General features: G+C 70.1%; 10 protein-coding genes. 7 read left to right on the plus strand and 3 right to left on the minus strand.

Annotation, left to right across the window (positions count from 1 at the left end):
- Positions 1-299: 299 nt before the first annotated feature.
- The 6 genes from KVT44_RS27105 (at position 300) to KVT44_RS58355 (ending at position 9,810) form a co-directional block, all read left to right on the plus strand.
- Complete coding sequence (locus KVT44_RS27105) at positions 300-2,723, plus strand: bifunctional SulP family inorganic anion transporter/carbonic anhydrase (RefSeq protein ID WP_217569357.1); 2,424 nt, start codon at positions 300-302, stop codon at positions 2,721-2,723.
- Between the two features lie 479 nt (positions 2,724-3,202).
- Positions 3,203-5,203, plus strand: coding sequence for an acetate--CoA ligase (gene acs / locus KVT44_RS27110; RefSeq protein ID WP_217569268.1), 2,001 nt, complete (start codon positions 3,203-3,205; stop codon positions 5,201-5,203).
- A 1,193-nt stretch (positions 5,204-6,396) separates the two neighbouring features.
- Positions 6,397-7,797 carry a Na+/H+ antiporter NhaA gene (gene nhaA / locus KVT44_RS27115; RefSeq protein WP_217569270.1) on the plus strand — a complete coding sequence of 467 codons (1,401 nt, stop codon included), beginning with the start codon at positions 6,397-6,399 and terminating at the stop codon, positions 7,795-7,797.
- Positions 7,798-8,056: 259 nt separating this feature from the next.
- Positions 8,057-8,533, plus strand: coding sequence for a phage holin family protein (locus KVT44_RS27120; protein ID WP_054237407.1), 477 nt, complete (start codon positions 8,057-8,059; stop codon positions 8,531-8,533).
- Positions 8,530-9,480, plus strand: coding sequence for an alpha/beta fold hydrolase (locus tag KVT44_RS27125; RefSeq protein ID WP_054237406.1), 951 nt, complete (start codon positions 8,530-8,532; stop codon positions 9,478-9,480). Before KVT44_RS27120 ends, KVT44_RS27125 begins: the two co-directional genes overlap by 4 nt.
- 150 nt (positions 9,481-9,630) lie before the next feature.
- Positions 9,631-9,810: a hypothetical protein gene (locus tag KVT44_RS58355; protein ID WP_075033566.1), complete on the plus strand. Its 180-nt coding sequence runs from the start codon at positions 9,631-9,633 to the stop codon at positions 9,808-9,810.
- A gap of 86 nt (positions 9,811-9,896) precedes the next feature.
- Here the strand turns inward: KVT44_RS58355 and KVT44_RS27130 are convergent, their stop codons facing one another.
- Genes KVT44_RS27130 through nth form a run of 3 tightly spaced genes read right to left on the minus strand, consistent with a single transcriptional unit; the run spans position 9,897 to position 12,943 of the window.
- Entirely contained in the window at positions 9,897-11,096 is a 1,200-nt protein-coding gene (locus KVT44_RS27130) for a MarP family serine protease (RefSeq protein WP_217569272.1), read from the minus strand.
- A 13-nt stretch (positions 11,097-11,109) separates the two neighbouring features.
- On the minus strand, positions 11,110-11,859 hold the full coding sequence (locus tag KVT44_RS27135; protein WP_229889134.1) for a CoA pyrophosphatase: 750 nt from the start codon (positions 11,857-11,859) through the stop codon (positions 11,110-11,112).
- 52 nt (positions 11,860-11,911) lie between these two features.
- The gene (gene nth, locus KVT44_RS27140) at positions 11,912-12,943 is read right to left on the minus strand and encodes an endonuclease III (protein ID WP_217569274.1); all 1,032 of its coding nucleotides are present in this window, start codon (positions 12,941-12,943) and stop codon (positions 11,912-11,914) included.
- Between the two features lie 303 nt (positions 12,944-13,246).
- On the opposite strand from nth, the gene KVT44_RS27145 reads away from it, so the two are divergent.
- Positions 13,247-13,921, plus strand: coding sequence for a Crp/Fnr family transcriptional regulator (locus KVT44_RS27145; protein WP_006382668.1), 675 nt, complete (start codon positions 13,247-13,249; stop codon positions 13,919-13,921).
- The last annotated feature ends 58 nt before the right edge of the window (positions 13,922-13,979 follow it).

The raw sequence follows: 13,979 nt of genomic DNA on the forward strand, positions 1-13,979 counted from the left end.
CACTTTGGGCGTTCTAGGGTGTTGTGCGGCGAAATGCCGACAGCGCCGTCAAGGTCGCACGGGGCCGAGATCGAATAAATACGACAAGCCGATAAAAAGCTCGCTTCACCCACGCGAGTGATTTACTGCCCCATTTGCCCATAAATTCCGCATGTGGGCTTTACTCTGGATTACGATCTATTTACCGAGCGTTGAAAGTCCCGCCACTGCACGCCGTGACCCACGGCCGCGATCTGCCCCCGTCCTCCCTGGACGGGGACCACCTGTTCCGCGACCGCGCTGCCCCGGAGGAGACGGGAATGTCTGCCTGCGTCCCCACCCGCGCCGCCGACTCGACTCGGCCCAGGCGCACCCATCAACCCCACAGCCCCCCGCCGACCCCGCCCCGCCGATTCCGTATCGCGGGCGCCGATCTGTCGGCCTCGATCGCGGTCTTCCTGATCGCCCTGCCCCTGTCCCTCGGCATCGCGCTCGCCACCGGCGCGCCGCTCCAGTCGGGCCTCGTCGCCGCCGCCGTGGGCGGAATCGTCGCCGCCCGGCTCGGCGGCTCACCGCTCCAGGTGAGCGGGCCCGCCGCCGGGCTCACGGTCGTCACCGCCGAGCTCATCCACCGCTACGGATGGCGTGCGACCTGCGCCATCACCGTCCTCGCCGGAGTCGCCCAGCTGGGCCTGGGATGCCTGCGCGTGGCCCGCACGGCGCTCGCCGTCAGCCCCGCGATCGTGCACGGCATGCTCGCCGGCATCGGTGTGACCATCGCCGTCGCGCAGCTGCACATCGTGCTGGGCGGCACCCCACAGAGCTCCGTACTCGACAACCTGCGCGCGCTACCCGCCCAGTTGGCGCACGTTCACCCCGCGGCGGTCTCGATGAGCGTGCTGACACTGACGCTCCTCTTCGCCTGGCCACGGATTCCCGGACGGGTCGGGCACATCCTGCGCACCGTGCCGGCCGCGCTCGTCGCCGTCGCGGGGGCCACCCTGACCGCCTCACTCACCGGGCTGGTCCTGCCCAAGGTCGACCTGCCGTCCTGGAGCAGTCACGCGCTGGCCGGGCTGCCCGAAGGGCCGGTGCTCGGGATCGCCGCCGCCGTCCTCACCGTCACGCTGGTGTGCAGTGTGCAGTCGCTGCTCGGCGCCGTGGCCGTGGACAAGCTGGTGGCGCGGCGGCCCGCGCAGCAAACCCGGGTGGGCCGCTCCGACCTGAACCGGGAGTTGCTCGGTCAGGGCGCCGCCAATGTCGTCTCCGGCGCGCTCGGCGGGCTGCCCGTCGCCGGGGTCGCCGTGCGCAGTTCGGCGAATGTGCAAGCCGGTGCCGTGAGCCGGAACTCCACGATGCTGCACGGCGTTTTCGTAGTAGTTGCCGCGCTGCTGATGGTCCCGATCCTGGAGCTGATCCCCCTCGCATCGCTCGCCGCCCTGGTGATGGCCGTCGGCATCCAGATGGTGTCCCTGCACCACATCCGCACGGTCACCCGCCACCGCGAAGTGCTGGTGTACGTCGTCACCACGCTCGGCGTCGTGTGCCTCGGTGTTCTCGAGGGCGTGGTGCTGGGGGTCTCCGTGGCCGTCGCCGTCGCCCTGAACCGGCTCGCCCGCACGCGCATCACGCATGAAGAGAGAGGAGAAGTCCATTACGTACGAGTACGAGGGCAGTTGACGTTCCTCGCGGTGCCTCGGCTCAGCCGCGCCCTGCACCTGGTACCTCAGGGAGCGCATGTGGTCCTGGAGTTGGACGGATCGTTCATGGACCACGCGGCATACGAGTCCCTGCAGGACTGGCAGAACTCGCATGTCGCGCGAGGTGGCACGGTCGAGTTGACCGGGCGGACCGGCACCCGGATCGCCGAGCCCGAGGGCCCCTCCCACTGCCGCTGCCGCCCCTGGACGCCATGGCGCAACCACCACTGCGAACCCTCCGCCGGTCCGCAGCCCGCATCCGCCGACGACCGGTCGGGTGGGGCGGGCCCGGCAGACGGATCGGAGGGGCCGGACGGTACGGCCGATGCATCCGGTGCCGCCGGGCGCGATGGCCGCAGCGGGCAGAGCGGGCATCAACTGGCGCGTGGAATCAGCGCGTTCCAGCGCAACACCGCGCCCCTGGTGCGGGGTGAGCTGGCACGGCTGGCGCGGGAAGGGCAGCGGCCGTCGCAGCTGTTCCTGACCTGTGCCGACTCGCGGCTCGTCACGTCGATGATCACCTCCAGTGGTCCAGGCGACCTGTTCGTCGTACGCAACGTGGGCAACCTCGTGCCGAAGCCCGGGGAAGAGAGCGGGGACGACTCGGTGGCCGCGGCGATCGAGTACGCGGTGGACGTGCTGCATGTGCGATCCATCACGGTCTGCGGGCACTCCGGATGCGGGGCCATGCAGGCCCTGTTGAACGCGGAGCCCGGCGGGGCGCAGACCCCGCTCAAGCGGTGGCTGCGGCACGGGGTGCCCAGTCTGGAGCGGATGGCCGCCAAGAACCGTCCCTGGGCCCGGCTCGCCGGGCGGGCGCCGGCCGACGCGGTGGAGCAGCTGTGTCTGACCAACGTGGTGCAGCAGTTGGAGCATCTGCGGGCGCACGAGTCCGTGGCACGGGCCCTGCGGGAGGGTGCGCTCGAGCTGCACGGGATGTACTTCCACGTCGGAGAGGCGCAGGCGTATCTGCTCGTCGAACGCGACAACGGTGAGCTGTTCGATCATGTGGGGGCGACGGAGGAACTGCGGCACCCCGCCTGACCTCGCCACCCGTGTGACCTCGGCGTGGTGCGCGGCCCCGCTCGGCGGGAGTGCGTGCCACGCCGTGCGTAGGGATGCGGCGGGTGTATGGGCGCGGGGCACCCTTGCCCGGGCCGAGGGCCGGGTGCGGGGGCCGGGCGTGTAGGCCAGGTGTGAGGGGCCGGGCATGGGGGCCGTACGTGGGGAGGCCGTACGTGGGGGGGCCGTACGTGGGGGGCCGTACGTGGGGGGCCGTACATGGGGGGGGCCGTACATGGGGGGGCCGCGACACGCCCGGGCGTCTCGTGTGTCACGGCATCCACGTGGGGGGCGGTCGCGGGAATGGTTGCCGGGTGAACCCGCGCGCCTGTCCGTACGTGGCTCGGAGTGCGTACCCCATGCATGCCTGGTGCGTACTTCTGAAGGGACCTCAGCTCCTCGATAGGTCTAAACCAATTTGAGGTCGGCCCTTGTCATCGAGGCCCCCGGTCTGATGAGCTGTGGCCTGGGACACAACGGACACCCTGGGAAAGGGAGATGTCGTGAGCAACGAAAGCCTGGCCAACCTGCTGAAGGAAGAGCGCAGGTTCGCGCCGCCCGCCGACCTGGCGGCGAACGCCAATGTCACCGCGGAGGCGTATGAGCAGGCCAAGGCTGACAGGCTCGGCTTCTGGGCCGAGCAGGCCCGCCGGCTGACCTGGGCCACCGAGCCGACCGAAACGCTGGACTGGTCGAACCCGCCGTTCGCGAAGTGGTTCGCCGACGGGAAGCTGAACGTCGCGTACAACTGCGTCGACCGGCATGTGGAGGCCGGGAACGGCAACCGGATCGCCATCCACTTCGAGGGCGAGCCCGGTGACAGCCGGGCGATCACCTACGCCGAGCTCAAGGACGAGGTGAGCAAGGCCGCCAACGCACTGATCGAGCTGGGCGTCGGGAAGGGCGACCGGGTCGCCGTCTATCTGCCGATGATCCCCGAGGCCGTCGTCGCGATGCTGGCGTGTGCGCGGATCGGCGCGGCGCATTCGGTCGTCTTCGGCGGATTCTCCGCGGACGCGATCGCCACGCGCATCCAGGACGCGGACGCCAAGCTGGTCATCACCTCCGACGGCGGTTACCGGCGCGGCAAGCCGTCCGCGCTCAAGCCGGCCGTCGACGAGGCGGTGAGCCGGGTCGACGGGGTCGACAAGGTGCTGGTGGTCCGCCGTACCGGCCAGGAGGTCGACTGGACCGAGGGCCGCGACGTGTGGTGGCACGAGATCGTCGAGCGGCAGTCCGCCGAGCACACGCCGGAGGCCTTCGACGCCGAGCAGCCGCTGTTCATCCTCTACACCTCCGGGACCACGGGGAAGCCGAAGGGCATCCTGCACACCTCGGGCGGCTACCTCACGCAGGCCTCGTACACCCACCACGCCGTCTTCGACCTCAAGCCGGAGACCGACGTGTACTGGTGCACGGCCGACATCGGCTGGGTCACCGGGCACTCGTACATCACGTACGGGCCGCTTTCGAACGGTGCGACGCAGGTGATGTACGAGGGGACGCCGGACACGCCGCACCAGGGGCGGTTCTGGGAGATCGTGCAGAAGTACGGGGTGACGATTCTCTACACGGCGCCCACCGCGATCCGTACGTTCATGAAGTGGGGGGACGACATCCCCGCGAAGTTCGATCTCAGCAGCCTGCGGGTGCTGGGGTCCGTGGGCGAGCCGATCAACCCCGAGGCGTGGGTCTGGTACCGCAAGCACATCGGCGGCGACCGGACGCCCATCGTGGACACGTGGTGGCAGACCGAGACCGGCGCGATGATGATCTCGCCGCTGCCGGGAGTCACCGAGACCAAGCCGGGGTCGGCGCAGCGACCGTTGCCGGGGATCTCGGCGACCGTGGTCGACGACGAGGCGCGGGAGGTTCCCAACGGGGGTGGCGGGTACCTGGTGCTCACCGAGCCGTGGCCGTCGATGCTGCGCACGATCTGGGGCGACGACCAGCGGTTCCTCGACACGTACTGGTCGCGGTTCGAGGGGAAGTACTTCGCCGGGGACGGGGCGAAGAAGGACGAGGACGGGGACATCTGGCTCCTCGGGCGGGTCGACGACGTGATGCTCGTATCCGGGCACAACATCTCGACGACCGAGGTCGAGTCGGCGCTCGTCTCGCATCCTTCGGTCGCCGAGGCGGCGGTGGTCGGTGCGGCGGACGAGACGACGGGGCAGGCGATTGTCGCGTTCGTGATTCTGCGGGGGACCGCTTCCGCGGAGGATGCAGGGCTGGTGGCGGATCTGCGGAATCACGTGGGGGCGACGCTGGGGCCGATCGCGAAGCCGAAGCGGGTGTTGCCGGTGGCCGAGCTTCCCAAGACTCGGTCCGGGAAGATCATGCGGCGGTTGTTGCGTGACGTGGCGGAGAACCGGGAGCTGGGAGATGTCACGACGTTGACGGACTCCACGGTGATGGATCTCATCCAGGCGAAGCTGCCGGCGGCGCCGAGCGAGGACTGAGGGTTTCCCCACCCACCCGCCCCTTGGGGGTGTGGGGGCGCTACCTGCCCCCACACCCCCCACCTTGCACCTTGCGGGGCTCCGCCCCAAACCCCAACCCCCCGGGGGCTCCGCCCCCGCACCCCACTCGGGGCTCAGCCCCACATCCCCGTACACCGTGACGCTCCGCCCCATGCCCAACGGCGTTGGACTCCGCGCGCACGCCGGGCAAAGCTCCGCCCCCTCATCCCCAGTACCACGACGCTCCGCTCCACAGCACCCCAACATCGCTGGATCCCGCGCCCACACCCGACGCGGGGCCACACACCTGCACCCTGCAGGACTACGCCCCCGCATCCCCGGCAGCGTGACGCTCCACCCCCAGCACCACTAGCGTTGCTGGACCTTCGTGCGCACGCCAGGCAGGGCTCCGCCCCTGCGCCCCACCCGGGGCTTCGCCTCGCACCCCCCAACGCCGCAGTGCCGCCATCGCCGGCCCCCGCGCCCGCACCCCACACGGGGCTCCGCCCTTGCACCCACAACTCCGCCGTGCCCCTGGCGCTGGGCCCCCGTCGGCGCCTCAACGTTCGAAGCCCGCGCCCCGACATCGCTACGCCCCGCCCTGCGCCCGCACCCCACATGGGGCTCCGCCCCGGCACCCCGGCGGGGATCGCACCTCCTGACCACCCCGCGCTTGCGCGGCCCCGCTGGGGCCTGGAACACGGCCCCGGCCCCGGCCGTGTTCCCCGCGGCGGCGAGGCGTGCAGTGCCCTTGCCGCAGCCCTGCGGCAACACGCTGGGAGGTCTGCTCCTGGGGCTCGTGCTGGGCCTGGAGGCCGTGAAGTCTCCGTCGCGTTGGCTACCACCGCTCCGGCCTCCGTGCCTGGCGGGCCCCGCATGGCCTCGCGTCGCGTCCGCTACCCGGCCGTGGGATCGCTCCCGTACGCCGTGTCCCGGTCAGGCTCTCGCAGGTCCGTGCCGCACGGCAGTGAGCCGTCACGTCCAGCCCTCGTTGGTGCCGAGGCGCGCCGCCGCGCGTCTACGCGGCCACTCACTCCGCTTGTGCACCATATGTCCGTAACGCGAAATATCTCGCTGTAATGGCAAGGTAAAGTAGTGGCCTCAGGGTGTGCCGGGAAGTCTGGTCGGCGGTGTCGTCAGCGATCCCGTGTGGCGGCCGTCAGCAACAGCCGTAACGACCCGGAGGTCCCGCCGTGGCGACGACGCCCAGCGCCAACAACCGCAAGCTCCTCGGACGCCTCTCCCTGCCCGAGCGGAACTTCGTCGCGGAGGCGTTGCGGACCGAGACCGTCGGTGGGGTGCTGTTGCTCGTCGCGGCGGTTGCCGCGCTGGTGTGGGCCAACACGCCGCTGCGGGACAGTTACGCGAGCGTCAGCCATTTCCATCTCGGGCCCTCCGCGCTCGGACTGAACCTGTCCGTTCAGCACTGGGCGGCGGACGGACTGCTGGCCGTGTTCTTCTTCGTCGCCGGTATCGAACTCAAGCGCGAGCTGGTGGCCGGGGATCTGCGCGATCCGAAGGCCGCGATACTGCCCGTCGTCGCGGCCGTGTGCGGAATGGCCGTGCCCGCGCTGGTCTACACCCTCACCAATGCGATCGGGGGCGGATCCCTTCGCGGGTGGGCCGTACCCACCGCCACCGACATCGCCTTCGCCCTCGCCGTACTCGCCGTGATCGGCACCTCCCTGCCGTCCGCCCTGCGCGCCTTCCTGCTCACCCTCGCCGTCGTCGACGACCTGTTCGCGATTCTCATCATCGCGATCTTCTTCACCGACCACATCGACTTCGGCGCGCTGGGCGGGGCCGTCGTCGGGCTCGGCGTGTTCTGGGTACTGCTGCGCAAGGGCGTACGCGGGTGGTACGTGTATGTGCCGCTCGCGCTCGTCATCTGGGGGCTGATGTACAACAGCGGCGTCCACGCCACCATCTCCGGCGTCGCGATGGGGCTGATGCTGCGCTGTCACCCGCACGAGGGCGAGGAGCACTCACCCGGGGAGCACATCGAGCATCTTGTACGGCCCCTTTCCGCCGGGCTCGCCGTGCCGCTGTTCGCGCTCTTCAGCGCCGGGGTCGTCGTCTCCGGCGGGGCGATCGGTGACGTGTTCACGCGGCCCGAGACACTCGGTGTCGTGCTGGGACTCGTCGTCGGGAAGGCCGTGGGCATTTTCGGGGGGACCTGGCTGGCCGCCCGGTTCACCCGGGCCTCGCTCAGTGAGGATCTCGTCTGGCCCGACGTCTTCGCCGTCGCCTCCCTCGCCGGAATCGGCTTCACCGTCTCCCTCCTCATCGGCGAACTCGCCTTCAAGAACGACCTGGTACTCACCGACGAGGTCAAGGCCGCCGTACTGATCGGCTCGCTCATAGCCGCCGTACTCGCCACGACGCTGCTGAAGGTACGCAACGCCAAGTACCGTGCGCTGTACGAGGCCGAGGAGCTCGACGAGGACAGCGACGGCATTCCCGACATCTACGAGCAGAACAACCCGGCGTACCACCTGCGGATGGCCGAGATCCACGAACGGAAGGCCGCCGAGCACCGAAGGCTTGCCGAAGTGGCGGGCGGGGCAAGCGAGGAGAACGACGGTCCGGCATGATCTGAGCAGAACCGGATAGTCAGGACCGGATGGTCAGGACTGGGTGGTCAGGACTGGGTGGTCAGGACTGGGTGGTCAGGACTGGGTGGTCAGGACTGGACGGTCAGGGCCGGACGGTCAGGGCGAGATGGTCAGGCCGGGCGGTCGGCAGTGGACGGTACGGGCACTGGAGCAGCCAGGACCGTGCCGACACCGTTGGCAGCCGGATCGTACAGAGCAGCCCGTACAGAGCAGGCACATACAGAAGAGGGAGTCCGCGATGAGCGCACCCGACGGCAGCCCGGTCGGCGCCGAACGCAGCATCGGCCAGTTGTTCGCCTCGGCGACGACCGAGATGTCCGCACTGGTGCACGACGAGATCGCGCTGGCGAAGGCGCAGCTCAAGCAGGACGTCAAGCGCGGCGCGGTCAGCGGCGGCGCGTTCTCCGCGGCCGGAGCGGTGCTGATCTTCTCCCTCCCGATGCTGAACTTCGCCCTGGCGTACGGCATCCGGACCTGGAGTCACTGGAATCTCGCGATCTGCTTCGTCCTGTCGTTCGCCGCGAACGTGCTGGTCGCCGGCTTCCTCGCGCTGATCGGCCTGGTCTTCGCGAAGAAGGCGAAAAAGGGCAAGGGCCCCCAGAAGGTCGCCGCCTCGGTCAAGGAGACCGCGGGTGTGCTCCAGAACGCCAAACCCCACCCCCGGACCGCCCCTGTGAGTGACGCGGTCGAGGTTGTGGCACGCTCGACGTCATGACGGACCCCGCCACCCCTTCGGCGCAACCCACCTCAGTCGTGCGGCTCGACGTCCCCGGCGGGAGAGAAGTGACCCACCGGGACGTCGCCGCCAACGGCGCGCGCTTCCACATCGCCGAGATGGGCGACGGGCCGCTCGTCCTGCTGCTGCACGGCTTCCCACAGTTCTGGTGGACCTGGCGCCGGCAGATGGTGGCGCTCGCTGACGCGGGCTTCCGGGCCGTGGCCATGGATCTGCGCGGCGTCGGCGGCAGCGACCGCACGCCGCGTGGTTACGACCCCGCCAACCTCGCGCTCGACATCACCGGGGTCGTACGGTCCCTCGGTGAGCCCGACGCCGCGCTGGTCGGACACGACCTGGGCGGCTATCTGGCGTGGACGGCGGCCGTGATGCGCCCCAAGCTCGTCCGCCGGCTCGCCGTGTCGTCCATGCCGCACCCGCGGCGCTGGCGCTCGGCCATGCTCTCCGACGTCAAGCAGTCGGCGGCGGGTTCGTACATCTGGGGGTTCCAGCGGCCCTGGATCCCGGAGCGCCAACTCGTCGCCGACGAAGGCGCCCTGGTGGGTCGTCTGGTGCGGGACTGGTCGGGGCCGCGACAGCCGGACGACGAGGCCGTGGAGACGTACCGCCGCGCCATGTGCATCCCGTCGACGGCGCATTGTGCGATCGAGCCCTATCGGTGGATGGTCCGTTCGATGGCGCGACCGGACGGGATCCAGTTCAACCGGCGCATGAAGCGACCGGTTCGGGTGCCGACGCTGCATCTGCACGGGTCGCTCGACCCGGTGATGCGGACGCGGAGCGCGGCCGGTTCCGGGGAGTACGTCGAAGCGCCCTACCGTTGGCGGCTGTTCGACGGCCTCGGACACTTCCCCCACGAAGAGGACCCGGTGGCGTTTTCGACCGAATTGGTCAACTGGCTGAAGGACCCCGAGCCTGACCGGTGACCCGTCGGTGACTGTCCGATTGCGGCCCGTGGCCCGCCCGGTATGCGGACGCGAACGCCTGTCCTACGAACAGCCAAATGCCTCGCGCATAGGCCAATTGGGGGGCTTGGGCGAGGTTATCGACCTTGGGGCAGGGGCAGACGTCGAGGTATGGGCTGGACGCACGACTACAGTGACGCACCACGCAACCGCCGCTCGGCGACGGGCCTGAGCTCCCATCAGAGGGGCACCCCGCAGTTGCCGGGCGCGGACCCCCAAGTGGGGATCCCGCGCATTTTGCGCCGCCGGGCCCGCTGGGTTTCGGTACGGCTGCGTCACCCACGAGGCTGAGGCCCCGCACACCGCCGCCCGTCACCCTTCGCTCTCGGAGCGGTCCGTCACCCTTCGTTCTCGGAGCGGTCCGTCACCCTTCGCTCTCAGAGCGCGCAGCTGTCGCTGTCCACCTGCTGATCGGCCGCACGCCCCTTGGTGGCGTCCGGCTGGACCTCGTCCGCGGTGAGCGCGTACCCGGTGTTGGCGTCGTCGAGGGACTTCGCGAAGACCACTCCGTACACCTTGCCGTCGGGCGTGAGCAGCGGGCCGCCCGAGTTGCCCTGGCGCACGGTCGCGTAGAGCGAGTAGACGTCGCGGCGCACGGTTCCGCGGTGGTAGATGTCCGGGCCGTTGGCCGTGATGCGGCCGCGCACGCGCGCGGGCTGGACGTTGTACGCGCCGTTCTGCGGGAAGCCGGCCACGATCGCGTTGTTGCCGCTGGTCGCGTCCTTGGCGGTGAACTGGAGCGCGGGCGCGTCCAGGTTCGGTACGTCGAGTACGGCGATGTCGCGCTCCCAGTCGTACAGGACGACCTTGGCGTCATACTTCCTGCCCTCGCCGCCGATCTGGACGGTGGGCTCGTCGACCCCGCCGACCACGTGCGCGTTGGTCATCACGCGGCGGTTGCCGAAGACGAAGCCGCTGCCCTCGAGGACCTTGCCGCAGCTCTGCGCGGTGCCCATCACCTTGACGATGGACTTCTGGGCGCGGATGGCGACGGGGCTGTTCGCGAGCGCCGGGTCGGGGGGCTGGACGTCGGTGATGGGTTCGTTGGCGAACGGGCTGAAGACCTGCGGGAAGCCGTTCTGCGCGAGGACCGAGGAGAAGTCGGCGAACCAGGTGTCGGCCTGGGAGGGCAGGGCGCCGGAGACGCCGTGGAGCACCTTGGAGCCGCGGACCTCCTTGCCGAGCGTCGGCAGCGTCGTGCCCGCGAGGGCCGAACCGATCAGCCAGGCGACCAGGAGCATCGCGACGACGTTGACGAGGGCGCCGCCGGTCGCGTCCAGGGCGCGGGCCGGGGACCAGGTGATGTACCGGCGCAGTTTGTTGCCGAGGTGGGTGGTGAGGGCCTGGCCGACGGAGGCACAGACGATCACGACGATCACCGCGACCACGGCGGCGGTCGTACTCACCTTGGAGTCGTCTGTCAGGGCACCCCAGACGACGGGGAGCAGATAGACGGCGACGAGGCCGCCGCCCAGGAAGCCGATCACCGACAGGATGCCGACGACGAAGCCCTGGCGGTAGCCCACGATCGCGAACCACACGGCGGCGACCAGCAACAGGATGTCCAGCACGTTCACGGGGGCCACCCTGTCATGCGCGCCAGTCGAGCGGGACCTGCTTCTCGCGGTCCCAGGGCAGCTCCCAGCCCGCGTAGTGCAGCAGACGGTCGATGATCCCCGCGGTGAAGCCCCAGACCAGGGCCGATTCGACCAGGAATGCCGGACCTCGGTGACCGCTGGGGTGCACGGTCGTCGCACGGTGGGCGGGGTTCGTGAGATCCGCCACGGGGACCGTGAAGACCCTGGCCGTCTCGGCCGGATCGACCACGCCGACCGGGGTCGGCTCGCGCCACCAGCCCAGGACCGGGGTGACCACGAAGCCGCTCACCGGGATGTAGAGCTTCGGCAGCACGCCGAAGAGCTGGACGCCGCTCGGGTCGAGCCCGGTCTCCTCCTCGGCCTCCCGCAGCGCGGCCCGCAGCGGTCCGTCGGCCTTCGGGTCACCGTCCTGCGGGTCGAGGGCGCCGCCGGGGAAGGAGGGCTGCCCCGCGTGCGAGCGCAGGGAGCTGGCACGCTCCATCAGCAGCAGCTCGGGGCCGCGGGCGCCCTCGCCGAAGAGGATGAGCACGGCGGACTGCCGCCCCGCGCCGTTCGACGGCGGCAGGAAGCGGCTCAGCTGGAGCGGTTCCACGGTCTCTACGGCGTGCACCACCGGGTCGAGCCAGGTGGGCAGACCGTCCTTGGTCACCACGACCCGGCCGTTCTGCGAGTCGGGGCCTTCGTGCGTGCGGTGTGTGTCTGGCTCCTCGTGCCTGCTGTGCGTGTTGCTCGCGTGCGTCATCGCCACCCCCGTTCTGCTCTGCCCAACGCCGGGCGGCGCCGTGTTCGTTCCGTCATCCGGCGCCCAGTGGGGGTGCCGGGATACCGCCCGCGTCCAGGTAGGACTGCGGCGGGTTGAGGCGTTGGCCGGGGAAGCCGCCCTTCTCGTACTTCAGGAGCTTGCGCGCCTTCTCCGGGTCCGTCTCGCCCTCCCCGTACGCGGGGCAGAGCGGGGCGATGGGGCAGGCGCCGCACGCGGGCTTACGGGCGTGGCAGATGCGGCGGCCGTGGAAGATCACGTGGTGCGAGAGCATCGTCCACTCGCTCTTCGGGAAGAGCGCGCCGACGGCGGCCTCGACCTTGTCCGGGTCGGTCTCGTCGGTCCACTGCCAGCGGCGCACGAGTCGGCCGAAGTGGGTGTCCACGGTGATGCCGGGGCGCCCGAAGGCGTTGCCCAGGACGACGAAGGCGGTCTTGCGGCCTACGCCGGGGAGCTTGACGAGGTCTTCGAGGCGGCCGGGGACCTCGCCCCCGAAGTCCTCCACCAAGGCCTTGGAGAGCCCTATCACCGACTTGGTCTTGGCCCGGAAGAAACCGGTCGGACGGAGGATCTCCTCGACCTCCTCCGGATTCGCCGCGGCGAGGTCCTCGGGCGTGGGGTACTTGGCGAAGAGCCCCGGAGTCGTCTGGTTCACCCGCAGGTCGGTCGTCTGGGCCGACAGGACCGTGGCGATCACCAGCTGGAAGGGGTTCTCGAAGTCCAGCTCCGGGTGGGCGTACGGGTACACCTCGGCGAGCTCACGGTTGATGCGGCGGGCGCGGCGCACGAGAGCGGCGTGGGACTCGACGACCGCCTTCTTGGGAGCGGCTTGGGCGGGGGCAGCCTTCTTGGCCACGGTCTTGGCCGGCGCCGCCTTCTTGGCGACCGTCTTGGCCGGCGCCGCCTTCTTGGAAGCGGCCGCCGCCTTCTTGATCGTGCCCGTCGCCTTCTTGGCCACGCCTGTCGTCTTCCCGGTCGTGGCTGTCGCCTTTTTGGCAGCCTTCTTCGCGACCTTCTTCGCGGCCGGCTTCACCGGCGTCGATTTTGCCGCTTTTGTCCTTTTCATACTTTCGGCGGAACTCTGTTCGCCCACAGCAGAATCGCGACGTACAACCACCCGCCCAGCCCCCTTGGCCTGTGCTCTCACCGGCGATTTGGACACCCGGCCAGCCTAAAGCCCCCCACCGACATCCGCCCCGGACCCAGAAGATCAGCCCCCAATTGGCCCCCTGCCGCACTGCCCGGCACGCCAGTGCGGCAGACTTGTGACTGATCACACTGTTTGGACCGTCCAGCAAGATGGGGAACACGCTCCCCTGGTATCACGGGGGAGCAAGATCCCCTGAGCAGGTCGACAAGGAGAGAACTCGTGGACGACGTTCTGCGGCGCGCCCCGCTCTTCGCGGCGCTCGATGATGAGCAGGCCGCGGAGCTCCGCGCCTCCATGAGTGAGGTGACCCTCGCACGCGGCGACGCTCTCTTCCACGAGGGCGACCCCGGCGACCGCCTTTACGTGGTCACCGAGGGCAAGGTGAAGCTCCACCGCACCTCACCCGACGGCCGCGAGAACATGCTGGCCGTCCTGGGCCCCGGTGAGCTCATCGGCGAGCTGTCGCTGTTCGACCCGGGCCCGCGCACGGCGACCGCCACCGCGCTGACCGAGGTCAAGCTGCTCGGCCTCGGCCACGGCGACCTCCAGCCCTGGCTGAACGCGCGGCCTGAGGTGGCCGCCGCGCTGCTGCGCGCCGTCGCCCGGCGCCTGCGCAAGACCAACGACCAGATGTCCGACCTGGTCTTCTCGGACGTGCCCGGCCGCGTGGCCCGCGCGCTCCTGGACCTCTCCCGTCGCTTCGGCGTGCAGTCGGAGGAAGGCATCCACGTCGTGCACGATCTCACGCAGGAGGAGCTGGCCCAGCTGGTCGGCGCGTCCCGCGAGACGGTCAACAAGGCGCTCGCCGACTTCGCGGGCCGCGGCTGGCTCCGACTGGAGGCCCGCGCGGTCATCCTGCTGGACGTGGAGCGCCTCGCGAAGCGCTCGCGCTGACCGCACCGCGCGCCGGCTTTCGACGCACCTGAAGGGCCTCGCTGCACAGCGGGGCCCT

Source organism: Streptomyces sp. GbtcB7 (genome assembly GCF_019091445.1).
GTDB lineage: Bacteria > Actinomycetota > Actinomycetes > Streptomycetales > Streptomycetaceae > Streptomyces > Streptomyces mirabilis.

Excerpts from the sequence above, each read along its gene's own strand:
- KVT44_RS27125 (WP_054237406.1), top strand. The coding sequence starts at position 8,530 with ATGACGGACCCCGCCACCCCTTCGGCGCAACCCACCTCAGTCGTGCGG.
- KVT44_RS27135 (WP_229889134.1), bottom strand. The coding sequence starts at position 11,859 with ATGACGCACGCGAGCAACACGCACAGCAGGCACGAGGAGCCAGACACA.
- KVT44_RS27105 (WP_217569357.1), top strand. The coding sequence starts at position 300 with ATGTCTGCCTGCGTCCCCACCCGCGCCGCCGACTCGACTCGGCCCAGG.
- KVT44_RS27120 (WP_054237407.1), top strand. The coding sequence starts at position 8,057 with ATGAGCGCACCCGACGGCAGCCCGGTCGGCGCCGAACGCAGCATCGGC.
- KVT44_RS58355 (WP_075033566.1), top strand. The coding sequence starts at position 9,631 with ATGGGCTGGACGCACGACTACAGTGACGCACCACGCAACCGCCGCTCG.
- nth (WP_217569274.1), bottom strand. The coding sequence starts at position 12,943 with ATGAAAAGGACAAAAGCGGCAAAATCGACGCCGGTGAAGCCGGCCGCG.